The organism is Mesorhizobium sp. ORM8.1, from assembly GCF_053005525.2.
The window spans coordinates 2,746,391-2,767,432 of record NZ_CM132600.1 but is presented as its reverse complement, the minus strand read 5'-3'; the positions used below and the strand labels follow the sequence as shown (position 1 = coordinate 2,767,432).

Sequence of the window (21,042 nt, the reverse complement as noted above, 5' to 3'; positions counted from 1 at the left end):
GCGGTCGCTCCTGCGTCTGAGGCCAGGCGGCAGTGACTATGCCGGCAACTTGGCGCCTTGCTTTCGCTGAACCAGAACGAGCGTTGGATCATCAGGGTCCGCCGTGACGGTGAAGCCCATGTCGCGCTCCAGCTCGATCGCCGCGCGATTTTCCCTGCTCTCGATGGACTCGATCGATTCAAGGCCGTGCTCATCGGCAAATCGTGCGATGTGGGCGAGCAATTCCCAACTCACCCCAACATGCTTGCGGTCGTCGCGAATGCAGATGGCGACCTCGCCACGCCGATCGGCGGGATCGCTGGCTAGCGTCGCCACCGCGATCAACATTCCGTCGGGTGCGAATGCCAGGAAATTATGGACGTGGGCATCGTCGGAGCGGGTCATCGCAACCAGCCGTTCGTGCGAAACTTCCCGCACCGCGCCGAGAAAGCGGAAGCGCAGATCTTCAGGTGTCACATGGGTGAAGAACTCTGCCAATGTCGGCTCGTCTTCCGGGCGCGCGCGTCGTACTTCGAAACAAAATCCGGTGTGGGTGGTAAGTGTCCTGGTCATTGTCGTATGGTCCTTAGGGTTGTCGACCGCCGTCCGGGCGCTGAGGCGCTATTCGCCCAAGTCGAACAGCACGTCCTGCTTGAGGATCTCGACGCTGCGCAGGCCAAGAAGGCGAATGACGCCTTTGTCTTTCAGGCGGGTGAAGACCCGCGACACCGTCTCGATGGTCAGGCCGAGATAGTCGCCGATATCCAGTCGCGACATCGGCAGCTCGACCTGGCGCAAGCCGCCCTGGCGTCCGGTCATGTCGACCAGGAACGCAGCTACGCGTTCGATAGCGTTCTGGCGGCCGAGGACCAGGAGGTGTTCCTGGGCTCTGATCAGACCCTTGAGGGCCAACGGCAGCAACTGGCGAGACATATCTGCGGCTGCGGCGATCCGGACAACGCGGATGCCGGTCGCATTGATTGCCTCGGCGAAGAAATGGTGCGTGGTGTCGGCCTCGAAGCCGAATGTCTCTCCAGCCATATGGAACGCGCTGATTTGTCGGCGGCCGTCAGCCAGCAGGCGGTATACGCGCACTGCGCCGAATTCGACCTGGTAAAGCGGGCCGGCCTTCTCGCCCTGGGCGTAGATCTCGGTACCGGCCGGGAAGAAGCTGATCGGCTGTGCCTGAGCTCCATCGAGATGGACAGCGCTTTGCGTTGGCAGTTCAATGTTGGCGATCTGTCGAGCGTGCATGGCTGTGTTTCCGGGTTGATCCGTGACCACAGCAATCGCGCGAATTCGAGTCGACCGAAATTCGGTTATGTCCCTAAGGAGAACTACCTAGTGCACCCGGTGGCACCGAAAACGAGATAGATGCTGAAGCTTGCTTGCGTGATCGCGCTTTCCTTGATGGCGATCAAAGCACGCGATCGGGGGATGAATTCACCCCGTCTTGGCCCTTCAGCGAACGGCCGAGGAGAAATGCAGGGTCTCGCCATCCACCGCGAAGGCCCCCTTTTCCAAATGATGAAGGGTCTTGGGCGGCGGCCCAGCCGGATCGATCCAGGCTTTCAGAACCTCCAGAACGAAGAGATTGTATTTGTTGACCAGGCGGGTGTCGACGACGCGACATTCGAGATTGGCAAAACACTCCGCGACAAGGGGCACCGACACGCGCTCGGCGTGAAGCGGCGTCAGCCAGGTGGTCGCGAACTTGTCCGTGTCTCTACCCGAAGAGTTACCCACACGCAGAACCTTCTCCGCCAGCCCAACCCGAGGAATGGCGATCACGCACTCCTTGGTCGTGTGTAGGGCTGCAAAGGAATAATCGTTGCTCGACACCACGCAGGCGATCTTTGGCTGCGTGAAGTCGACCATCATGTGCCTGGACATGGCCATTACGTTGGCGCGGCCTTTGGCTGAACGGGTTGCCAACAGAACGACCGGGCCCGGCTCAATCAACCGACGGACTTCCGTTAACGGGAGTTCCTCGAACGTCATGTTAACCCCGTTTGTATCTTCGAGCGCGATCGCCTCCTGTGTTGTGCCGGTCGAGAGCACTCGTCGCCTTGACCAGGGTCAAATCGTGCCGGACGGCTTGATCGGGATCAATGTCTTGTTGGTCCGCTCTGTGATGGTCGGACAGGATCTACGAAAGGATCACACCATGTCCGCCTATATCGTCCTTTGGAGCGCCATGCTCGGATTTGCCTACCTCGCCGGGGCCGCAGTCTATTTCGAACTGGTGTTGGCCAAGCGCCTCAGGGCGCCCGCGGCAAGCCCTGGTTTTGGCCGCCATGGACGGCCTCGTCAGACAAGGATCGGGCACTGACGTCGGGGCGAAAGAGTTTCATGGAACCGCGCACCGTCCTTAGGCCCCTTTTGTTCGGAGGTGCACTCCTTTGGGTCCTCTCGGCGTCGGCTGGCGATAATTTTCAAATCGCGACCGGCAAGGCGCTGGTCGAGACGAACTGTTCGCGCTGCCATGCCATCGGCCTGGCCGACAAAAGCACCCATCCCGATGCGCCACCCTTCCGGACTTTGTCCAACCGCTATCCAATCGATGATCTGCAGGAGGCGCTGGCCGAGGGGATTTCGACGGGCCATCCCGACATGCCGGAGTTCGTCGCATCGCCCGACCAGATCGATGCCATCCTCTCCTACATCAAAAGTCTTGGCCGACGCTGAAAAGTTGACCTTCGGCGCTGCGATCGGGCTGATGTACCTTATCTTTCGGACTGAACAACCAAGTTTCAGCGGTCGAGAGGTTGAACGGTCGCTTAAGCGCCATGATCTTCGAGAGGAGCAGGAGGCTGGTGCTTCGACAGGTCCTCAGTCGATGTCGGCAGATGCTGCCTTGCGTTTTCGCCCCGTAATCATGGCCCGGACAAGGTTTTCACGATGGCGCCAGCTTGCCAGCGCGACACCGCCAATGTGCAGGAAGACAAGCAGCAGCAGGCCGTGCGCTGCCAGGCTATGCACCGCCTCGACCCACGATACGCCGAAATAGGCATCCGTCGTCATCAGCCATCCGGTCAGTGCGGTTGAAGCCATCGCTGCAATCAGCACGATCACCATCGCTCCGCCGGCTGGATTGTGGCCGATGTAGCGGGCTTCGCGACCGCTCAGTATTGCCCAGAGGTAACGCAGCACCGTCACCGGATCACGCACGAATTGCGAGAACCGCGCATAGGGCGTGCCCACGACGCCCCACAAGAGCCGCATCGCGACCAGCACGGCGGCGGCATAGCCAGCCCAATGGTGAATGTCCTCGGAGGAATGGGAGGTGAACCAGGCGGTGACGAAGCTGAGCGCCAGTGCCCAGTGGAAACTTCGTACCACCCAGTCCCAGACGCGCACCATCTCCGGAGATGGTTGCGCGTCCGCGGTCGCTGAAACACTCAGATCAATTTTCGCCGGCTTCGGCATTGTCAAGCTTTTCAAGGGTCTCGGCATTATAGGCCAGGTTCACTTTCTTGCCGGCCTTGTCGACCGCGTAGACTTCGTAGCAGCCCTTCTCCACCTTGATCTGGCGGACGGTGAGGCCTTCGCCGATCAATTGCGCCTCGAGCGTTGCCTTGGGCTTGAATTGCGATTTTGGCGCGGCGCTGCAACTGCCGCCGGCGGCGAGGGCTGGCGCTGCAATCAATCCCGCCAGGGCGACTAACGTAAGTGTGCGGTACATGGTGGCTCCATTCTGAAAGCGCTGATGTTGCGCCTGTGGGTGGGATGCGGATCGGCTTTGGTCAGACGGCGATGTGACCGTCATCGGTGCGGCATAATCAATTCAAGCTGACAACCGGCTGACAGTTGTATGGCGCTGCGGATCAGGCTCCCGCCAGTCGGTTTGATCTGGCGCAAGGACGGCGTCTGACACGGCGAGCAGCATGACGGTCGGGATTGGGAGCGCTTCTGCTCCGTCCTGAAGGAGGGATTCCAATGAACGCCAAATCAAGGAGAGCGGCGCTCGGGCTCACTGGCGCAATGCTCATGGCCGGCAATGCCGGCGCCGTCCAGGCTGCCGCGCTTGTTCAAGTCTCACTGTGGGACAAGGGCGCGAGTATGGAGATGCCGATGGGCCTTGCCTATGAGACGCCAGGCCTTGATCTGGCCAAGGCGACCATGGGCATCAAGGCTTTGCCCGGTGCGGTGAAGGCCGGGGAGGTGACCTTCAATGTTAAAAATGATTCCAAGGACACCGTTCACGAAATGATCGTTATGTACCTTGCCGATCCTGGCAAGTCGCTTCCTTATGTTGACGCCGAGAACCGGGTCGACGAAGACAAGGCGGGCGATAAGGGTGAGGTTTCGGAGCTTGATCCCGGCAAATCAGGTACTTTGACCGTCGACCTGAAGGCTGGAAAATACTTGCTCATCTGCAACGTGCCAGGTCACTACGGGGCCGGTATGTGGGCCGAATTCACCGTGGATCCGTAAGCGGGCCGTGGTTGACACGCTTGTCATTATGGTTGGCGCAATGCGAGGCCGACGGTGCTCCCTGGTCGCCTGACTCCGCTGTCAGGCTGTTGTCAGCTTTGCTGTTCTAGCCGGGTTCCGCGACCAGCAATGATTCACAAAACCACCGCCTGCGCGGTCGCCGCATGCGTTCAGGAGCTTTTTGAACATGCAGCTTTTCAAATCCGGACTGGTCTTGGTCCTCTTAACAGCGTCGGCGCCGGCCTTCGCAAACGCGACGGTAAACGTCAAGCTATGGGACAAGGACGGTGTCGTGAACACCGATGCCAAGATGGGATTAGGCATGCCGGCGAACATGAGCATGGCAACCATGAGGATCAAGCTGGACCAGACCGTCGTGCCGGCAGGTAAAATTACTTTCCAAGTCAGCAACATCTCCAAGGACACGGTCCACGAGATGATCGTTGTGCCGGTCGCAGATGCCAAGAAAACCGCGTTGCCCTATGCACCCAATGAGAATCGCGTCAACGAGGATGCGGCGGGGCATCTCGGCGAGGTATCCGAGCTCGATCCGGGCAAGACCGGATCGCTAATTCTCGACCTCAAACCGGGCACCTACGCCGTTTTCTGCAATATCCCCGGTCACTTCATGAATGGAATGTGGGCGACAATCCTGGTCAAGTAGGTGGTGATCTAACACCATAGCCCGTTGCGCCAGAAAGCGCGACGGGCGTTCGGCGCATTTCCGCCGCTTCGGCATTGCGTTGGATCAAGCATGTGCCTCACCAGAGGTGCCGCAGTCTCGTCGCCGAGAGATGTTCTCGAAAATAGGACCTAGTCCGCACAGATCAAGCGTCGAGCGCCTCCCGCCCCGAAACCGCTGTGATGGCGATGCGGAAGAAGACGTGCGGCTGGCTTTCCGCAACTGTGGCCGTCTCGGGTTTGAGCGCACCGGGCTCCCACCAGTCGGCGTGCTTGCTCAGCAACGCCCAGGCATGATCGCGCTGAACCTTGTGCCCGATCCGGTCGGGAAGCTCCTCATAGCGGCCCTCAACAACCACGCTCCTCCATCCCCGCCCGTGGCCGCGTTCGTCGACCTGTACAGCGACCAGCAGGTTGGCGCGCATCCACTCGATCTTCTTGCCCGGCATGGAAAACGCATAGAGGTGATTGTCGGCATGGGCATAGTAGAAAGGCACGATATAGGGCTGCCCATCTTTCGCACAGGCCAGATGGCCAACGCGGTTGGCTGTCAACAATCGCGTGCATTCCAGGGTGGATAGCGTCCGGATGAGCATCTAGGCTTCCTCCTGTCCCTCCGCGACGGATTGGCGTCGGGACTTCTTTGCTGCGTTCGAAATGAGCCGTCGCTGTTCGCGGCGCCGGCGGGCGTTTTGCGTCCGGTCGGCTTCGTCCATAATGGCGAGGACTTCAGTGTCGGACATCTTCGGGAAATTCAGGTAGTGTTGACTGACCCCCCGGTAGCGGGTCGGCTGGCCGAGGCATACGGTCCAATCGGCCTCTTGGGCTAGATCGGTTAGCGTGCCCGTCGGCGCAACCGGGAGAGCGATGACGATCTCCCGGGGAGATCGCCTTTTCAGAGCGCGTATCGCAACCTTCATCGTGGTTCCGGTCGCAACCCCATCGTCGACGACAATTGCCGTCTTGCCGGCGATCGACAAAGGCCGATGCTTGCCGCGGCAAGCCCTACTGCAACGCTCAAGTTCGGGGCGCTCCCTTGCGATCAGGATGCGAAGTTCATCATCGTCGAGGGAACAGACCTCGATTATCTCCCTGTTGAGTACAATGTCCGGAGGGTCGCCGTCGACGATCGCGGCGAGCGTGAGCTCCGCATTCCGCGGCGCTCCGATCTTTCGCACGATGACCAGATCAAGCGGAGCATTGAGCGCCTTGGCAATCTCGGCCGCGACACAAACGCCGCCTCCCGGCAACGCGAGGACAACGGGATTTGGCAGCCGAAGTTTCTGGAGCTCGATGCCGAGTTTCTGCCCGGCTTCCTGGCGATCTCGGAACATCGATCAAGCCCCCGGCCACATGTCGCGCAGCGTCTTCTTCATCGATTTGCGAACCTGTATGAGCTCGCCGTGGGAGAGGTGCTGTTCGAGAAGCTCGAACACCGCCTTGATCGCCTTCTCGATGTCGATGTCGGCTTCGTAGCTGAATCTGGTCCTGACGGCGATGATGAAGTCGCGCTTCTTCCGCTCCCGTTGCGGATCGTCAGCCTTCCAGCCCTCGAAATAGATGCCTCTGATCAGCGTCGGCAATTGGGCCGAAAGGTCAGCGATTTCTGCCGGCGAAAGCCAGTCCCTCAGTGTTTGGAGGACCGACTTCAGCAGCCGGAAAGCGCTCTGTTCACTCCAGTCCAAATCCCTGGCGAGGTCATTGACCCACTGCTGCGCCTGTTCGGCTGCATGTGTGAAACCTTTGAAAGGAGAATGGGATCCTGAGTGTGTCATGTCGGCTATCCTTTCGGGTCGCCTCTTTTCTAACGTCTGGTGCCTTCCCGCATTGAGGCGGATCAAACGTCCTCAGCGTCAGCCGCCTGACGATGTCATCAGGAACGGAACGATCCGGTCGCTCTTGGCCACGGCTGGCCGTCCGGCCGAGCCGTAGGAAATGCCCAGCGCATCCCAGGTCTCGACCAGCGCGTCCTGCAATTCGGCGATCAGCGCGTCGGAGTGGAACGGCGTCGGCGTGATGCGCAGTCGCTCCGTGCCGCGCGGCACGGTCGGATAGTTGATCGGCTGGATGTAGATGCCGTGCACGCCGAGCAGGCGGTCGCTGGCCATCTTGCAGAGCTCGGGATCGCCGACCAGCACCGGCACGATGTGGGTGGCCGATTCCATCACCGGCAGGCCGGCGGCGGAGAGGATCTGCTTGGTCGTGGCCGCCTGGCACTGCTGCGCGTCGCGCTCGGTCTGCGAACGCTTGAGATGCCGGATCGAGGTGGTGGCGGCCGCGGCGATCGCCGGCGGCAGCGCGGTGGTGAAGATGAAGCCCGGCGCGTAGGAGCGCACGGCATCGATGACAGCGCTGGTGCCGGTGATGTAGCCGCCCAGCGTGCCGAACGCCTTGGCCAGCGTGCCTTCGATGATGTCGATGCGATCGGCCAGGCCCTCGCGCTCGGTGATGCCGCCGCCGCGCGGTCCGTACATGCCGACCGCATGGACCTCGTCGATATAGGTCATGGCGTTGTAGCGCTCGGCAAGCTCGACGATCTCTCTGATCGGGGCGATGTCGCCGTCCATCGAATAGACGCTCTCGAACACGATCAGCTTGGCGCGCTCTCTGCCTGCCGCCTGCAGCAGGCTTTCCAGATGTGTGACGTCGTTGTGGCGGAAGATCTTCTTTTCGGCGCCCGAACGGCGCACGCCTTCGATCATCGAGGCGTGGTTGAACTCGTCCGAGATGATCAGGCAATTGGGCAAAAGCCGGGCGATGGTCGAGATCGACGCCTCGTTGGAGACAAAGCCCGAGGTGAAGACGAGTGCCGCCTCCTTGTCGTGCAGGTCGGCAAGCTCATGCTCGAGCTCGACCAGCGGGTTGGACGTGCCGGAAATGTTGCGGGTGCCGCCGGCGCCCGAGCCCATCTTGCCGGCCGCGTTCTGGAAGGCGGCGATGACATCGGCATTCTGGCCCATGCCGAGATAGTCGTTGGAGCACCATACGGTTATTTCCTGGGCGCGCCCATTGGAGCGCCAGATGGCGCGCGGAAACTTGCCCACGATACGCTCGAGGTCGGCGAAAACGCGGTAGCGCCGCTCGGCATGGAGCTGGTCGATCGCGTCTTCGAAGAACCGCTGATAATTCATTGTCTGGTCTCCCGAATGGCAAATGCCGAGCGGCGACAGGAGGTCCCGCGCTTGCGTCACCTTGCAAACGGAGCGACAGCCCGCATTGAGCCACGTCAATCTTCATGGACAGTCCTCGCAAGATTAGGCGAACCAGAAGCCAGCCGCCCATGCGAGCTTTTGTGATAGCGACGTTGGGGGTACGACCGCTCCGGTAGATGGTCCATTCGGCAGTGAGGCTTGTCGTCGACCGACTCGTTGCGCGGTCCAAGCAAGCGCTGGTCGGGCTGACGAAGATCGCGGCGACGATCGGACTGCTTGCCGGCCTGCACCCGCCTCGCAACGCCGGAAGATGTTTCGGCCCTGATCTGCTTCCCGCAACGCCAATTTCATCACGGGCAGCTATCATCCGGTTGACGGAGGCTGTACGGCCAAATGAGCCGACTTACATTTTTCCCAGCATCGCAAACGCGGCCAAAATGATTCAAATCAAAGCGCCGCACGTGCCATTCTTTCATAATGACAAGATGTGGAATCCGATCGCAAGCGCCCCATATGGCCGCAGCCTCGAATTGGCCGTCATTGACGACGACGGGATGCACGCGCTCGTGTTCCCTTGTGAAAAAGGTCGGGATGGCTGGAAAGACGCCACAACCGGCACTCGCGTTGACATCCGTCCAACGCATTGGAGGGACTGGGTGCCAAGAGAGAAGCAATCGGACTTGCTTCCTGTTTCATCCTAGTGCTTGGCGTCCGCGATCAATGCCATGCGCACCAGATGCGACAGGCTGCCAGCGCCCATTTTGCTCATGACGTTCGCGCGATGGATTTCGACCGTTCTCGGGCTAATTCCTAGATCGTAGGCGATTGTCTTGTTGGGCAAACCAGAGACCAAGCCATCGAGCACCTGCCGCTCACGCTCCGACAGTCCAGCCAGGCTCTGGCGAATCTCTGCGGCTTGCGGGTGGGTCACTGCCGCGTGACTGCGGTTGTCCAGCGCCAGGCGGATGGCATCGATGAGAATGTTGTCGTCGAACGGCTTCTCAATGAAATCGGCGGCTCCCTCCTTCATTGCCTGAACAGCCAGCGCAACATCCGCGTGACCCGTCATGACAATCACTGGAACAGCGTCTCCGCGAGCTCTGAGCTGCCGCAGGAATTCGATGCCATCGATGCCGGGCATGCGCACATCGGTCAGGATGCAGCCATCGATGGCTTTCGTCGCTGAGGCCAGAAAAGCTGTCGCCGACTCATGCAGGCGGACGGCAAAATCGGCCGTCGCGAGAAGAAAGCCCAGCGATTTGCGAACGTCGACGTCGTCGTCGACGACGTGCACGACATCATTGCCTGCCATGAGCGACCTCGTCCTTTTCGACAATGCGCAACGTGAAGCGGAACGCCGTCCCGCCATCGGGTATTGCCTCGGCCCAAATATGACCGCCATGCGATTCGACGATAGTGCGGCAAATGGACAAGCCTACGCCCATGCCCTGTTTCTTGGTGGTGACAAAGGGTTGGAACAGTTGCGCCGAAATCTCCGGGGCCAGGCCCGGGCCTGTGTCTCTCACGCTGACCTCCGCCATTCCATCCGGGCGGGCCCTGGTCACCATGCGCAACTCACGGCGTGGCGCCCCTTGCATTGCCTCAACCGCGTTTCGCATCAGGTTGAGCAGGACCTGCTGAATCTGGATACGGTCGGTCAAAACCAATTCAGCCGCCGGGTCAAGCTCATAGCTGACGCGCACGTCGGCTTCCCTGGCCCCTACCAGCGCAAGCGACGAGGCCTCCTCGATAATTGTCGTCAAACGCTCCACCTGGCGCTCGCTTTCGCCTCGAGCGACGAAATCGCGAAGGTGACGTATGACGTCCCCGGCCCGCAAGGCCTGCTCGGCAGCCCTCTCGACGGCTTCGCGCAACAGGTCGGCGTTGTCATCCTTGCTCTTTTCGAGAAGTCGGCGACTGCCCTTGAGGTAATTTGTGATGGCTGTCAGCGGCTGGTTGATTTCATGCGCCAGCGTCGATGCCATCTCGCCGAGTGCGGTGAAACGGGCCATGTGAAGCAGCTCCTGCTGCTGCTCCTGTATCCTCGCCTCCGATTTGTGTTGCTCGGTCAGATCGCGGCAGAAGCCGGTGAAGAAGCGTCCGGTTCCCGGATGCATTTCGCCGACGGAAAGTTCCATCGGGAAAGTCGTGCCATCCTTACGCGCCCCGGTAACGGTGCGGCCGAGCCCGATGATCCGGCGCTCTCCCGTCGTCAGGTAGCGCAGCAGATAGGCATCATGCTCGTCGCGATAGGGCGGAGGCATCAGCACTTTGACGTTTTTGCCAATGACCTCGCCTGACTGATAGCCGAACAGCGTTTCGGCAGCCGTGCTGAAAGACTGGATACTGCCTTGCTCGTCGATGACGACCATTGCATCGGGCACGGTCGCCAGGATCGAACGCAGATGATCTTCGCGCAGCAGAAGCGCTGCATTCGCGAAAGAAAGATCGCTGACATCCGTGCCTTCAATGAAGATGGCAGTTATTCGCCCATCATCGGCCCTGACCGGCTGATAGACGACATCCAGGATGCGCTCTTCAATTGGCCCATCGCTTTTATTGCGGAGGCCAACCTTCACGCCTTTGCCGCTGTAGGGCTCGCCGGTCAAGTATACACGGTCGAGACGTTCGAGGAATTCTTGTCTTTCGAGTTCGGGAAAGGCCTCGCGCGCCGATTTTCCAATAATTTGCCGGTCGCCGATGAGTCGCTGGTAGGAGGCATTGGTCAGCACGAATACATGGCCAGGCTCGCGTATCAGAGCCATGAATCCCGGAGCCTGATCGAACATTTGCGACAACAGGGATTTCAGCGTCGTCCCGCCAGGTGACAAACTGAGTGCTTCGTCTTGGATCACCTGCGGTTCCTGAGCTCGAGACACATGCAAGAAAGCCTGATTATCACCTCTCCGTTCAGAGACAAAACGGGATCGAGATCGAAGGTTTGAGACGCAATCGCAATTGGCGGGGTCTTTGACGCGCGTCAAGGAAAGCGGCGCCCATGCATGTAATTCGTGGCGCGATAGAACCGCTTCAGTGAAAGGCGCGTCCAATGGCCTACAAGTCAATAATCGTGAACCTCGCCGTCGATGCGCCTCCAGCCGCCATCGTGAAGGTAGGTATCGAGCTTGCGGAGCGTTTTGGGGCCCATCTCACCGGTCTGGCGGCCGCGGATGTCCCGCCTTTGGTCGCGACAGGCGAAGGCATGGTCTATGAAGGCGAGGTCATGCAGATTCAGCGCACCGAAATCGAAAAGCGCCTCGCCGAACTGCGCGGCGAATTCGAGAGGCTGGTTCCGTCCTCGATCAGCAGCGAATGGATGCAGCAGGTCTGTAGTCCAACCCGCCTGCTCAGTGCTCTCGCTCGCGCGGGAGATCTGATCGTGACCGGGGGCGACGAAGGTGAAAATGTCTTCCGCGCCGTCGACATCGGAAGCCTGGTTCTGGGCAGCGGCCGGCCGGTCTTCGTCGTCGCCAGTAATTTCGAGCATGTCCCGGCAAGGACCGTACTCGTCGCATGGAAGGATACAAGGGAGGCGCGCAGGGCGATCACCGATGCCTTGCCCTTCCTCTCTAAGGCCAACGAAGTGGTCGTCGCCACGATAGATGGCGATCCCGATGACAGCACCCGCAACAGCCTGGCCGATGTAGCGGTCTATCTCGAGCACCACGGCATCATGGCGAGGACCGAAATGCTCTCCGGCGCCGCCGACGCAGAACGGTTGCTTGCGTTCGCGCGCTCGATCCACGCGGACCTGATCGTCTCCGGCGCCTATGGCCACAGTCGATTGCGTGAATGGGCCTTCGGCGGCATGACCCGGACGCTTGTACAGGAGAGCGGCATCAATCGCCTGATGTCGTACTGAGGCTTCCATGTCGACCGGCAGAATCGATTTGGTGCGACAGGCGACATACAGCGCCACCAAGATGCAATCCGATCGCCGCTCGCAAGGTGTCATCGGCGCCTATTGGTCGCTCGAAAAAGACCAGCTGGTGACGCTACTGGGAACATCAACATCTGGGCTGCTAAGCTTCGGCGCGGCGGTCCGACTGGCAAAGTTCGGTCGAAATTCGCTGTCGTCACGGTCCAGGCGATCGGCTGGGACAGTTTTCGCCCGCCAGTTTCGCAGCCCTCTGGTTCTCATCCTGATTTTTGCGGCAGCCGTGTCGGGTTTCGTCGGGGAGGGCCATGAAGCCGCGATCATTGGCATGATCGTGCTGGCAAGCTGCATCCTGAGTTTCACCCAGGAATATGGCGCATCTCGCGCAATGGAAGCGCTGCAGCAACGGATTTCCCGCAAAGCCAACGTGTTGCGCGACAGCGTCGAACGCTCGATAGACGCTCGGGACATCGTTCCTGGCGACGTGGTCTGCCTTTCGGCCGGCAATCTCATCCCTGTCGATGGTGTCGTGCTGGAATCGCAGGACTTCAATGTCAGCGAAGCGGTACTGACAGGCGAGACTTTCCCGGTTGTAAAATCGGCGGGACGCTCGACACCGGAAGCCGGAATCGCCCAGCGGTTCAATGCAGTCTTCACCGGCACCTCGGTCCGCAGCGGCACGGCCAAAGTGCTCGCCGTTGCCACCGGAACCAACACGGAGTTCGCGCGGATCGCGAGCGCCCTCGAAAGGCGCATCCCTGAAACAGGGTTTGCGCGCGGCATTCGGCAGTTCGGCTATCTGATGACGGAGATCATGCTGGCTATCGTGATTGTGGTCTTCTTCGCCAACCTGATGCTCGCGCGACCGCTGATCGAATCGCTTCTGTTTTCTCTGGCGCTCGCGGTTGGCCTGACGCCGGAACTGCTGCCCGCAATCATCAGCGTCACATTGGCTCGAGGCGCGCGGACCATGGCGGCGAACGGCGTCATCGTGCGCCGCCTCGATGCCATAGAGAATCTGGGAAGCATGGACCTTCTTTGCACGGACAAAACCGGTACCTTGACCGAGGGCGTGATCCACCTCGACGGGTGGCTGGACCTGGAAGGCAATCCTTCAAGCGATGTTCTGCTCTGGGCGCATCTGAACGCCACCCTGCAGACCGGACTCAAGAACCCACTGGACGACGCCGTTGCCGGCACTCCGCTCGCGGATGGCGCGGGCGCCGGATTCACGAAGGTCGAGGAGATCCCTTACGACTTTATTCGCAAACGCTTATCCGTCGTGGTTCGCAACGACAGGGCTGAACAGATTCTGATCAGCAAGGGCGCGGTGCAGAACATCCTTGAGGTGTGCGATTTCGTTCTGGGCACCGGTGGAGCTTCAGGCGCATTGGACGACCGGCACCGTTCGGCAATCGACGACAAGTTTCGGCGCTGGAGCGCGCAAGGCTACCGTGTGCTCGGTCTCGCGATCCGGCGTTTCGAAGGGCAGGCGAAGTTCAGCCGAGACGACGAAAACGCGCTCGTCTTCGCCGGTTTCCTGCTCTTCCTCGATCCGCCGAAAGCCGGCGTGAGGGAAACGCTGGCTGCACTGGCCAATCGCGGAATTGCGGTCAAAGTCATCACCGGCGACAACCGCTATGTCGCCGCGCATCTGGCGCAGGCTGTTGGTCTTCGCGCCGACAAGATCATGACCGGCGAAGACCTGACGAAACTGACGAAAAGCGGTCTTTGCGCCAGTGTCGACAGCACCGATCTGTTCGTGGAAATCGACCCCAACCAAAAAGAGCGCATCGTCGATGCGCTTCGCAGAAAAAGTCATGTCGTCGGATACCTTGGCGATGGCATCAACGACGCGCCCGCACTTCATGAGGCTGATATCGGCATTTCCGTAGACACTGCCGTCGATGTCGCGCGCGAAGCGGCCGACATCATCCTGCTTCAGCGGGATCTTGGCATTCTGGTGCGCGGCATTGACGACGGCCGCAAGACATTCGCCAACACCATGAAGTACATTTCCATCACGACCAGCGCCAATTTCGGCAACATGATCAGCATGGCCGTCGCCTCGCTGTTCTTGCCATTCCTGCCGCTGTTGGCCAAACAAATCCTGCTCAACAATTTCCTGTCCGACATCCCCGCACTCTCCATTGCCGGCGACAATGTCGATGCGGATCAGCTGCAGCGCCCCCGCCAGTGGGACATCCATTTCGTCCGCAGGTTCATGGTCAGTTTTGGTCTTGTCAGCTCGCTGTTCGACTTCGCGACCTTTGCGTTTCTCCTGTTCGTGGTGCACGCCACCGTGGCCACATTCCAGACAGCCTGGTTTGTCGAATCCCTGCTTACCCAACTCTCCATTCTGCTCATCGTGCGCACGCAGAATCCATTCTGGGTAAGCCGCCCAAGCCGGCTGCTTGCTGGCCTGACGCTCGGCATTGGCATCGTCGCGGTCGCTCTTCCCTATGCGCCATTTGCTGCCTGGTTCGGGTTCGTGCCGCTTCCCCTGCCCGTGCTTGCAGGGTTGCTTGCGATCACAGCTCTGTACGTTGTCGCCTCCGAGGTCACCAAGCATTGGCTGTTTGGCAAGGGAAGCCGCCGCAGCGCTCAGCCGAAGATAATGAGGAAGGTTGCGACGAGCACATCACGCTGACATATGCGAAAAGCTCATGCGCTAAGGGGTGGTGTCGTGCGCGAAGCTGGCGGCGCGGCGAGCTTCGGGGAGCGAGATTGCCAACAAGATAACAGCGCACTTCTTTGCGCCGGCGCAAAGTATCCAGGCTCCAGCTCCAACAGTCTGGTTTCATCGTCATCTGCTGACTGATGCCAACAGGAGCAACCGATGGTGTCGAAATTGGTCCTGGCACGCGCGCCTTGAGCTGGCGGATTGGCATCTTTGTCTTCTCCGGTCAGTTACCGAGAGATTTCGCGCGATAATCTGGCGTGGCGTACGAATGATCGAGATCAATCATCATCAGCCCTGAAGCGGCTATGACAGCGGACCAAGGAGTGAACGGCATGAGTTTTCTTGACTACTTCATCACAATTGACGTGAGGACGACCCTCATGGCTCGTATGATACGTAAGCTGGGCGTTGACAGGCAGCTGAAAGTCGTTGCGGATCATGCCGCCGTCACCAATAGGGCCGTTGACCGATGCCGGTCTTGCGGCCATCAACAGGAATGCTCGGCCTGGCTTGACGAGACGCAGCATGCCGATCATCCCCCGCCTATTGCCGCAACAGCGACTTGATCGCGCGCTTGCAGCTTGCTTCGGGACAGAGGCAGCCCTGACGTCTGCCCGATCCGTTTCGCGAGGGGCAGGACGTCATAACCGAAGGCGCGCCCTCGGCCCGGACGGCGTCTTCGTCGCCGACAGCGTGCTCGCCAAGCATGACGAGCGCTATATATGCCGAAGGACGTCGCCGACGGACTCAAGGCCAAGGGCGTGTGGGAGGAAAGCAAAAGCCCAATGAGGGCTGGCGCTTCTGGGTCGGCAGCACTGCTATGAAACCAGGATGACGGAGAACGGTTCGGCACAAAAGAGGCTGTCTTTGACATGCCTGACACCGGCAACGTTCTCCGCGGCAACGATCGCTGCCTTCCGTTGACGCTCGTCGACAATTGCGCCCGTCAGCTCGACAATGCCGTTGTCGACCTTCACGTCAATCAGGTCACCATCGCTCCACGATTGACCTTGCAACTCGGCAAATATAGCGTTGCGGATCTGCTCGTCATCGGGTGGCGTGGCGCCTGCTTTCGGCATGGTGCGGATCAGGGCGCGCAGCAGATCTGTTCGCGTGATGATGCCAACAATTTTGCCTTGATCGACGATCGGCACGTTCTTGATGTCGTGCTGCACCATCAGGTCGACAATCTCCGCTACCGAGGCGCCTGGAGGCGCCGAGACGACGTCCGTTGTCATCACCTCATGGATCAGGCGACCATTTGCTCGCACGTAGTCTTCGGCAAACTTCCCGGGGCCATGAAGAAACCGCAGCCAGCGAGGTCGAACCCGTTGAGTGCCAAGTTCTTCCCGGCGCAGGAAATCGCCTTCACTCACAATCCCAGCCAGCGCTCCGTCGCTGCGCGTTACCGGCAGACAGCTGACTTTTCTTGAAAGCATAAGGTGGACTGCTTCGGCGAGCGTAGCACTCGTGTCAATCGTGATCACCGGCTTCGTCATTATGGCTTCGGCTTGCATTCCCACCTCCTGATTTTCGTCAGGCGACACTGGGACATTTCGATCCGCAATGCTTTGATCTGCGTCACTTGGAGCTAGGAGTGTCCTCGGCGCTGTCGTCGCGATCGATCAGAATGCGCTCGGCGGCGCCATCGAGATCCTCGTATTGACCGCTTCGCAATGCCCAGAGGAAGCCGGACAGGCCGAGCGCGCCAAGAAGCAGAGCTGCCGGGATGAGGTAGATGAGGCTCGTCATCGAGATCGGGCCTGCACGCCAGCGCTGCGGGGTCTGGCTTGCGACACGCTTTCGGGGGACCCGCCCCTTGCGAAGCGCTGAAGCCGCATGGCGTTGCCAGTCACCAGCAGCGATGAGGCAGACATCGCGATCGCCGCGATGAGCGGCGTCACATGCCCGGTTATCGCAATCGGCACGGCGATGGCGTTGTAGACGATGGCGATAGCGAGGTTCTGACGGATTAGCCTTCCGGCCTTGCGCGAAATCTCCAGCGCAAGCGGCACGGCAAGCAGGCTTTCGCGCAGAAAGACGAAGTCGGCGATGTTGCGGCCGACATCGGCCGCCGTCGCCGGCGCAATCGAGACGTGCGCGGCGGCCAGTGCCGGCGTGTCATTGAGCCCGTCACCGACCATCAGGACCCTGTGGCCTGCCCGGGTCAGCGCCTCGACCCATTCGACCTTGCCGGAAGGAAGAAGCGACGGAACATAGCTCTCTATCCCCAAAGCGCCGGCGACTTCGCCGCACGCCTTGGCGGTGTCACCCGACAGCATATCGATGGACACGCCGCTTGCCTTCAGTATACCCAGGGCCAGCCTGGCATCGGCGCGCACAGCATCCTCGAACGCGAACGTGGCGACAATCATCCCGTTCTTCGTCAGCACCGTCCCGCCGTAGCCAAGTTTACCCTCGCCGCCGGTTCTCGCTTTCCAGCCGGCCCAACCGCGCCTGCCGAGACGCCAGGTGTTGCCCTCGGTGAAGGCTTCCATGCCCAAGCCTGGGTGCTCGCTGACGGATCCGACCTTGGGTTGCGCGGACGAACTGGCAAAACGGGCTATTGCCTTCGAAAAGGGATGGTGGGAATGCGCTGCCATATCAGCCGCGATCGCCAGCATGGTCGGGTCGATCGATGACGCATTGATCAGCCTGGGTTGTCCGAGCGTCAGCGTTCCAGTCTTGTCGAACACCGCGGTGTCGATCATGGCCAGCCGTTCCATGGCCGAACCGTCCTTGACCATGACACCGGCTTCGAAAAGGCGCCGCGCCGCGACCACCTGCACGATCGGCACGGCAAGGCCGAGCGCGCAGGGGCAGGTGATTATGAGAACGGCAATCGCGATCGTCATTGCCTGGTGCCAGTCGCCGCTTGCTGCCATCCAGCCAAGAAACGTCAGCAGAGCGGCAAGGTGCACCACCGGAGCATAGAGCGAGGAGACGCGGTCGGCGATCCTGCGGTATTTCGAGCGGCCGCCCTCGGCGGCTTCCATCAATCGGACCATTTCGGCTAGGAAGGAGTCCTTCGCTGCGGCTGTCGCCGTCATCGTCAGCGGGCCGGTAAGATTGAGCATGCCGGCCTGAATATGCGATCCCGAACCGACTGTTCTGGGCGTGCTTTCGCCCGATACCAGCGAGCAGTCGAGATCCGAGGCGCCGCTGAGGATGGTGCCATCGACCGGGATCCTCTCCGGCCGCGATCAGCAGCCGCATGCCTGGTTCGATCTCAGCGATCGGCAGATAGTCGCGACCGCCTTCACCACGCAACACCACGGCGCCGCGGGCCGCCAGCCGCGACAGCCCGTTGACAGCCGTCCGCGCCCGCTCGCGCATGACATGGTCCAGCGTGCGACCAATCAACAGGAAGAACAGGAGCGAGACGGATGCGTCGAAATAGGCGTGCTTGCCATGGTTGATCGTCTCGTAGAGGCTCATCGCATAGGCCAGCGAAACGCCGACCGCGATGGGGACGTCCATGTTCATGCGCCCGTGGCGCAACGCATTGGCTGCCGAGCGAAAATAGATTCCGCCTGCAAAGAAAAGTGCAGGGACTGCAATCAGCGCCGAGACCCAGTGAAACAGGTCCCGGGTGGCGCCCTCGGCGCCAGACCAGACGGATACCGACAACAGCATGATGTTTCCAGCCGCAAACCCTGCAACGGCGACGGCCCGTATCAAGTCGGAAAGCGTCTTGTCTTTCTCAACCACGTCCGGATCGAACAGATGCGCCTGGTACCCCGAGCGGCCAAGCGTTGCGAACATGGGCGGTATGTCCTCGCCGTGCCAGCGCACCGATACGCGCTTTGTCGACAGGTTTACGCGGGCGCTTTCGACGTGTTCGAGCTTGCCGAGCGCTGTTTCGATGGTGTGGATGCAGGCAGCGCAATGAACGGACGGAACTGACAGGTCGCATTGGTGGAGGTCGCCGCCTAGCGAGCGGCTGGCCAGTTTGATCTCGGCGCTTGAGGGCATGACGGCGGCGGTAAAGTCCAACGCCATTTCAGCGCCAGGCGCACAGCAACTCACAGCATCGCCCCCTTGGCAATCATGATCCGGCGAACATCGCGATAGGGCTTAGCCAGGCCAGCATCGGCATCGATCTCGATAATCCAGACACCGTCCTTTGGCGTGTGCTGGGCACTGAATGCCTGCCCAGTGCCCGCGCCCAAGGTCACGACCTTATCCTCGGCTTCGTAGGCGGGATGACGAAACAGCACCTTTACCGCGCGCAACGGGACCGGCTTGCCCGATGCGTCCATCAATGAATAGCCGAGCTGTCCGGACGCGATGGTCAATTTCCCTGTCCAGCCGAGTGCGGCCTGGGCGCGCCCTTCCTTGGCCTTCTGGTTGAATTGCTGACTGGCGACATAGCTGTTCTCGACCACAAGCCCGGTCCAGCTTGTGTTTGCGAGCGTCGCCATGGTGACGTTGACGCCGATGACGACGGCAAAGAAGCTAACGATTGTGAGCAGCATGTGCTTTCCGGTAAACTCGCGGACTTTCTGCGGTTGGGCGCTCACTTGGCGATCTCCGGTGCGTTGAATGTGGCCGTATATTCGGCTGACTCGACGCCCGCCTGGTCCCTGATCCGGAATGTGAATGTCTGCGCGACACTCGCGATCTGCCCCGACGGTTGGCGCACAAAAACCTTCAGCATCTTCAACCGGTCGGGGTCCGCTACCGTCGTAAAGGACTGTGACGCCGGGAGATCGATGCCGACGGCATTCATTTCGCCCCCAGGCAAGCCTTGCAGGCTGACCTCGATCGTCCTCGGCTCGGGGATCATGTTAAGCAGCTTTACGGTATAGCCGTTGCGTATAGAGCCATCCGACAGGGTGACGAATTGCGGATTGCGGTCATGCAGAACGTTCAGCTCGAGACGCTCGCGCGTCAGCAAGGAATAGAGCAGGGCCAGTCCGATCGCCGACCACGCACCGAGATAGATGAAGGTGCGCAGCCGGAAGATGTTGCGCAGATGGAAGTGTGCCAGGCCGTCGGCGAACGTCCCTTCGGCCGTCCTGACCAATGCCGGGTTTACTGCTGTGGTGCCGCCAGCGGTCGCCAACGACATGTTGGCGTTGTAGTCCGAAAGCGTTGCATAGGCGATCAGGCCGCGCTCGCGGCCGAGCTTTTCCATGACGCCATCGCAGGCGTCGATGCAGAGCGCGCAGGTGATGCACTCCAGCTGCTGGCCGTCGCGGATATCGATCCCCATCGGACAGACCGCGACACAGGCATTGCAGTCGACGCAGTCGCCGACAGGTTGGCCTGCGGTGAGAGCTCTTTGGCGTGGCGCGACCTTGGTTCACCGCGCCAGTCATTGTAGGTGACCGTCAGCGAGCTCTCGTCCAGCATGGCCGCCTGGATCTGCGGCCACGGGCACATATAGGTGCACACCTGCTCGCGCATGAGCCCGCCAAACGTATAGGTGGTCGCCGTCAGCACCAGAATGGTTGCATAGGCGACTGGCGCTGCCGTGCCGCTCACCACGCTCACGGCGAGCGTCGGCGCATCGGCGAAATAGAAGATCCAGGCCCCTCCGGTTGCGACTGCTATTATCAGCCAGATGGCGTGCTTGGATACGCGCAACACGACCTTGCGGGCGGACCACGGACCGGCCTCGAGTTTGATACGGGCATTGCGGTCGCCTTCAACGGCACGCTCGACGACCAGGAACAGATCGACCCAGACTGTCTGCGGGCAGGCATAGCCGCACCACGCGCGTCCGACCGTGGATGTGACGAGGAAGAGACCGACGCCTGCCATCATCAGCAGGCCGGCGACGTAGTAAAATTCCTGCGGCCAGATTTCGATAAAGAAGAAATAGAAACGGCGGTTCGCCAGATCGAGCAAGACCGCCTGGTCGGGAGCGAATGGCCCGCGATCCCATCGCAACCAGGGCGTCAGGTAATAGACGCCGAGCGTGATCGCCATCACCAGCCATTTGAACTGGCGGAAGCGGCCCGAGGCTCGCTTCGGGAAGATCTTCTTGCGCGCCGCATAGAGCGGCTGTCGCAGCTTAGCGGAATTGACCGCCTCGGCCTCCAGCCGTTCCACCTGCGTCTGGTCCAACACGTGTTTCTCCAATGCCGGCAATGACAACGCCTTTTAATCAGTCTTGCCGAAGATCACGGCGCACCGCGTTGATGCAGGTCAAAGTCGCAAGGCCGCAACAAGTCGAGGCCCGGCATGGCCGGGCCTCGTCGCTTGGACGGCCGAGGGCTTAAGAA

The 21,042-nt window shown here is 60.6% G+C and carries 21 protein-coding genes and 3 pseudogenes; 8 read left to right on the top strand and 16 right to left on the bottom strand.

Going from position 1 to position 21,042, the window contains the following annotated elements; translation table 11 throughout:
- Window positions 1–36: 36 nt before the first annotated feature.
- The 3 genes from ACVDG8_RS14125 to ACVDG8_RS14115 all read right to left on the bottom strand — a co-directional run bounded on the left by ACVDG8_RS14125 (window position 37) and on the right by ACVDG8_RS14115 (window position 2,040).
- Window positions 37–552: an N-acetyltransferase family protein gene (locus ACVDG8_RS14125; protein WP_447255197.1), complete on the bottom strand. Its 516-nt coding sequence runs from the start codon at window positions 550–552 to the stop codon at window positions 37–39.
- A 48-nt stretch (window positions 553–600) separates the two neighbouring features.
- Window positions 601–1,233, bottom strand: a complete 633-nt coding sequence (locus ACVDG8_RS14120; RefSeq protein ID WP_447255196.1) for a helix-turn-helix domain-containing protein — start codon at window positions 1,231–1,233, stop codon at window positions 601–603.
- 207 nt (window positions 1,234–1,440) lie between these two features.
- Window positions 1,441–2,040 carry a flavin reductase family protein gene (locus tag ACVDG8_RS14115; protein WP_447255195.1) on the bottom strand — a complete coding sequence of 200 codons (600 nt, stop codon included), beginning with the start codon at window positions 2,038–2,040 and terminating at the stop codon, window positions 1,441–1,443.
- 291 nt (window positions 2,041–2,331) lie between these two features.
- Here ACVDG8_RS14115 and ACVDG8_RS14110 point away from each other — a divergent pair, with 291 nt between their 5' ends.
- Window positions 2,332–2,667, top strand: coding sequence for a c-type cytochrome (locus tag ACVDG8_RS14110; RefSeq protein WP_447255194.1), 336 nt, complete (start codon window positions 2,332–2,334; stop codon window positions 2,665–2,667).
- A gap of 144 nt (window positions 2,668–2,811) precedes the next feature.
- Here the strand turns inward: ACVDG8_RS14110 and ACVDG8_RS14105 are convergent, their stop codons facing one another.
- Entirely contained in the window at window positions 2,812–3,342 is a 531-nt protein-coding gene (locus ACVDG8_RS14105; RefSeq protein WP_447257347.1) for a cytochrome b/b6 domain-containing protein, read from the bottom strand.
- A gap of 43 nt (window positions 3,343–3,385) precedes the next feature.
- Window positions 3,386–3,748 (bottom strand): PepSY domain-containing protein, encoded by a 363-nt coding sequence (locus ACVDG8_RS14100; protein ID WP_447255193.1) that lies wholly within the window; start codon window positions 3,746–3,748, stop codon window positions 3,386–3,388.
- A gap of 170 nt (window positions 3,749–3,918) precedes the next feature.
- On the opposite strand from ACVDG8_RS14100, the gene ACVDG8_RS14095 reads away from it, so the two are divergent.
- Window positions 3,919–4,416, top strand: coding sequence for a sulfocyanin-like copper-binding protein (locus ACVDG8_RS14095; protein WP_447255192.1), 498 nt, complete (start codon window positions 3,919–3,921; stop codon window positions 4,414–4,416).
- Window positions 4,417–4,603: 187 nt separating this feature from the next.
- Window positions 4,604–5,080 carry a sulfocyanin-like copper-binding protein gene (locus ACVDG8_RS14090; protein WP_447255191.1) on the top strand — a complete coding sequence of 159 codons (477 nt, stop codon included), beginning with the start codon at window positions 4,604–4,606 and terminating at the stop codon, window positions 5,078–5,080.
- Window positions 5,081–5,243: 163 nt separating this feature from the next.
- On the opposite strand, the gene ACVDG8_RS14085 is transcribed toward ACVDG8_RS14090, so the two are convergent.
- From ACVDG8_RS14085 to hemA, 4 genes are read right to left on the bottom strand one after another with little or no spacing between them, the layout of a single operon-like run.
- Window positions 5,244–5,693 (bottom strand): pyridoxamine 5'-phosphate oxidase family protein, encoded by a 450-nt coding sequence (locus tag ACVDG8_RS14085; RefSeq protein ID WP_447255190.1) that lies wholly within the window; start codon window positions 5,691–5,693, stop codon window positions 5,244–5,246.
- Window positions 5,694–6,431, bottom strand: coding sequence for a phosphoribosyltransferase (locus tag ACVDG8_RS14080; protein WP_447255189.1), 738 nt, complete (start codon window positions 6,429–6,431; stop codon window positions 5,694–5,696).
- A 3-nt stretch (window positions 6,432–6,434) separates the two neighbouring features.
- Window positions 6,435–6,938 (bottom strand): DUF2267 domain-containing protein, encoded by a 504-nt coding sequence (locus tag ACVDG8_RS14075; RefSeq protein ID WP_447255188.1) that lies wholly within the window; start codon window positions 6,936–6,938, stop codon window positions 6,435–6,437.
- A 12-nt stretch (window positions 6,939–6,950) separates the two neighbouring features.
- Window positions 6,951–8,228: a 5-aminolevulinate synthase gene (hemA, locus tag ACVDG8_RS14070; protein WP_447255187.1), complete on the bottom strand. Its 1,278-nt coding sequence runs from the start codon at window positions 8,226–8,228 to the stop codon at window positions 6,951–6,953.
- 212 nt (window positions 8,229–8,440) lie between these two features.
- Here hemA and ACVDG8_RS14065 point away from each other — a divergent pair, with 212 nt between their 5' ends.
- Window positions 8,441–8,950 (top strand): hypothetical protein, encoded by a 510-nt coding sequence (locus ACVDG8_RS14065; protein WP_447255186.1) that lies wholly within the window; start codon window positions 8,441–8,443, stop codon window positions 8,948–8,950.
- Here ACVDG8_RS14065 and fixJ read toward each other — a convergent pair.
- Window positions 8,947–9,561, bottom strand: coding sequence for a response regulator FixJ (gene fixJ, locus ACVDG8_RS14060; RefSeq protein WP_447255185.1), 615 nt, complete (start codon window positions 9,559–9,561; stop codon window positions 8,947–8,949). The genes ACVDG8_RS14065 and fixJ overlap by 4 nt on opposite strands.
- Window positions 9,548–11,104 carry a PAS domain S-box protein gene (locus ACVDG8_RS14055; RefSeq protein ID WP_447255184.1) on the bottom strand — a complete coding sequence of 519 codons (1,557 nt, stop codon included), beginning with the start codon at window positions 11,102–11,104 and terminating at the stop codon, window positions 9,548–9,550. The genes fixJ and ACVDG8_RS14055 overlap by 14 nt, the downstream gene beginning before the upstream one ends.
- Window positions 11,105–11,298: 194 nt before the next feature.
- On the opposite strand from ACVDG8_RS14055, the gene ACVDG8_RS14050 reads away from it, so the two are divergent.
- The 4 genes and pseudogenes from ACVDG8_RS14050 to ACVDG8_RS14035 form a co-directional block, all read left to right on the top strand.
- Entirely contained in the window at window positions 11,299–12,111 is an 813-nt protein-coding gene (locus ACVDG8_RS14050) for a universal stress protein (RefSeq protein ID WP_447255183.1), read from the top strand.
- Window positions 12,112–12,172: 61 nt separating this feature from the next.
- Window positions 12,173–14,776: a magnesium-translocating P-type ATPase gene (mgtA, locus tag ACVDG8_RS14045; RefSeq protein WP_447257346.1), complete on the top strand. Its 2,604-nt coding sequence runs from the start codon at window positions 12,173–12,175 to the stop codon at window positions 14,774–14,776.
- Between the two features lie 338 nt (window positions 14,777–15,114).
- Window positions 15,115–15,375, top strand: a complete 261-nt coding sequence (locus tag ACVDG8_RS14040) for a DUF6455 family protein (protein ID WP_455707754.1) — start codon at window positions 15,115–15,117, stop codon at window positions 15,373–15,375.
- Between the two features lie 44 nt (window positions 15,376–15,419).
- Window positions 15,420–15,633, top strand: a pseudogene (locus ACVDG8_RS14035) (cytochrome c maturation protein CcmE domain-containing protein); the annotation flags it as partial.
- Here the strand turns inward: ACVDG8_RS14035 and ACVDG8_RS14030 are convergent.
- The 5 genes and pseudogenes from ACVDG8_RS14030 to ccoG all read right to left on the bottom strand — a co-directional run bounded on the left by ACVDG8_RS14030 (window position 15,628) and on the right by ccoG (window position 20,887).
- A complete protein-coding gene (locus ACVDG8_RS14030) occupies window positions 15,628–16,326 on the bottom strand; it encodes a CBS domain-containing protein (RefSeq protein ID WP_447255181.1) in 699 nt (232 codons plus the stop codon). The pseudogene ACVDG8_RS14035 and the gene ACVDG8_RS14030 overlap by 6 nt on opposite strands.
- A 64-nt stretch (window positions 16,327–16,390) precedes the next feature.
- Window positions 16,391–16,561 (bottom strand): cbb3-type cytochrome oxidase assembly protein CcoS, encoded by a 171-nt coding sequence (gene ccoS / locus ACVDG8_RS14025; protein WP_447255180.1) that lies wholly within the window; start codon window positions 16,559–16,561, stop codon window positions 16,391–16,393.
- Window positions 16,558–18,838, bottom strand: a pseudogene (locus tag ACVDG8_RS14020) (cation-translocating P-type ATPase). The gene ccoS and the pseudogene ACVDG8_RS14020 overlap by 4 nt, the downstream one beginning before the upstream one ends.
- Complete coding sequence (locus ACVDG8_RS14015) at window positions 18,835–19,332, bottom strand: FixH family protein (protein WP_447255178.1); 498 nt, start codon at window positions 19,330–19,332, stop codon at window positions 18,835–18,837. Before ACVDG8_RS14015 ends, ACVDG8_RS14020 begins: the two are co-directional and overlap by 4 nt.
- Window positions 19,329–20,887 (bottom strand): annotated as a pseudogene (gene ccoG / locus ACVDG8_RS14010) (cytochrome c oxidase accessory protein CcoG). Before ccoG ends, ACVDG8_RS14015 begins: the two are co-directional and overlap by 4 nt.
- Between the last annotated feature and the right edge of the window lie 155 nt (window positions 20,888–21,042).

Excerpts from the sequence above, each read along its gene's own strand:
- ACVDG8_RS14125 (WP_447255197.1), bottom strand. The coding sequence starts at position 552 with ATGACCAGGACACTTACCACCCACACCGGATTTTGTTTCGAAGTACGA.
- ACVDG8_RS14120 (WP_447255196.1), bottom strand. The coding sequence starts at position 1,233 with ATGCACGCTCGACAGATCGCCAACATTGAACTGCCAACGCAAAGCGCT.
- ACVDG8_RS14110 (WP_447255194.1), top strand. The coding sequence starts at position 2,332 with ATGGAACCGCGCACCGTCCTTAGGCCCCTTTTGTTCGGAGGTGCACTC.
- ACVDG8_RS14105 (WP_447257347.1), bottom strand. The coding sequence starts at position 3,342 with ATGGTGCGCGTCTGGGACTGGGTGGTACGAAGTTTCCACTGGGCACTG.
- ACVDG8_RS14100 (WP_447255193.1), bottom strand. The coding sequence starts at position 3,748 with ATGACGGTCACATCGCCGTCTGACCAAAGCCGATCCGCATCCCACCCA.
- ACVDG8_RS14095 (WP_447255192.1), top strand. The coding sequence starts at position 3,919 with ATGAACGCCAAATCAAGGAGAGCGGCGCTCGGGCTCACTGGCGCAATG.
- ACVDG8_RS14090 (WP_447255191.1), top strand. The coding sequence starts at position 4,604 with ATGCAGCTTTTCAAATCCGGACTGGTCTTGGTCCTCTTAACAGCGTCG.
- ACVDG8_RS14085 (WP_447255190.1), bottom strand. The coding sequence starts at position 5,693 with ATGCTCATCCGGACGCTATCCACCCTGGAATGCACGCGATTGTTGACA.
- ACVDG8_RS14080 (WP_447255189.1), bottom strand. The coding sequence starts at position 6,431 with ATGTTCCGAGATCGCCAGGAAGCCGGGCAGAAACTCGGCATCGAGCTC.
- hemA (WP_447255187.1), bottom strand. The coding sequence starts at position 8,228 with ATGAATTATCAGCGGTTCTTCGAAGACGCGATCGACCAGCTCCATGCC.
- fixJ (WP_447255185.1), bottom strand. The coding sequence starts at position 9,561 with ATGGCAGGCAATGATGTCGTGCACGTCGTCGACGACGACGTCGACGTT.
- ACVDG8_RS14050 (WP_447255183.1), top strand. The coding sequence starts at position 11,299 with ATGGCCTACAAGTCAATAATCGTGAACCTCGCCGTCGATGCGCCTCCA.
- mgtA (WP_447257346.1), top strand. The coding sequence starts at position 12,173 with ATGCAATCCGATCGCCGCTCGCAAGGTGTCATCGGCGCCTATTGGTCG.
- ACVDG8_RS14040 (WP_455707754.1), top strand. The coding sequence starts at position 15,115 with ATGACAGCGGACCAAGGAGTGAACGGCATGAGTTTTCTTGACTACTTC.
- ACVDG8_RS14030 (WP_447255181.1), bottom strand. The coding sequence starts at position 16,326 with ATGCAAGCCGAAGCCATAATGACGAAGCCGGTGATCACGATTGACACG.
- ccoS (WP_447255180.1), bottom strand. The coding sequence starts at position 16,561 with ATGACGAGCCTCATCTACCTCATCCCGGCAGCTCTGCTTCTTGGCGCG.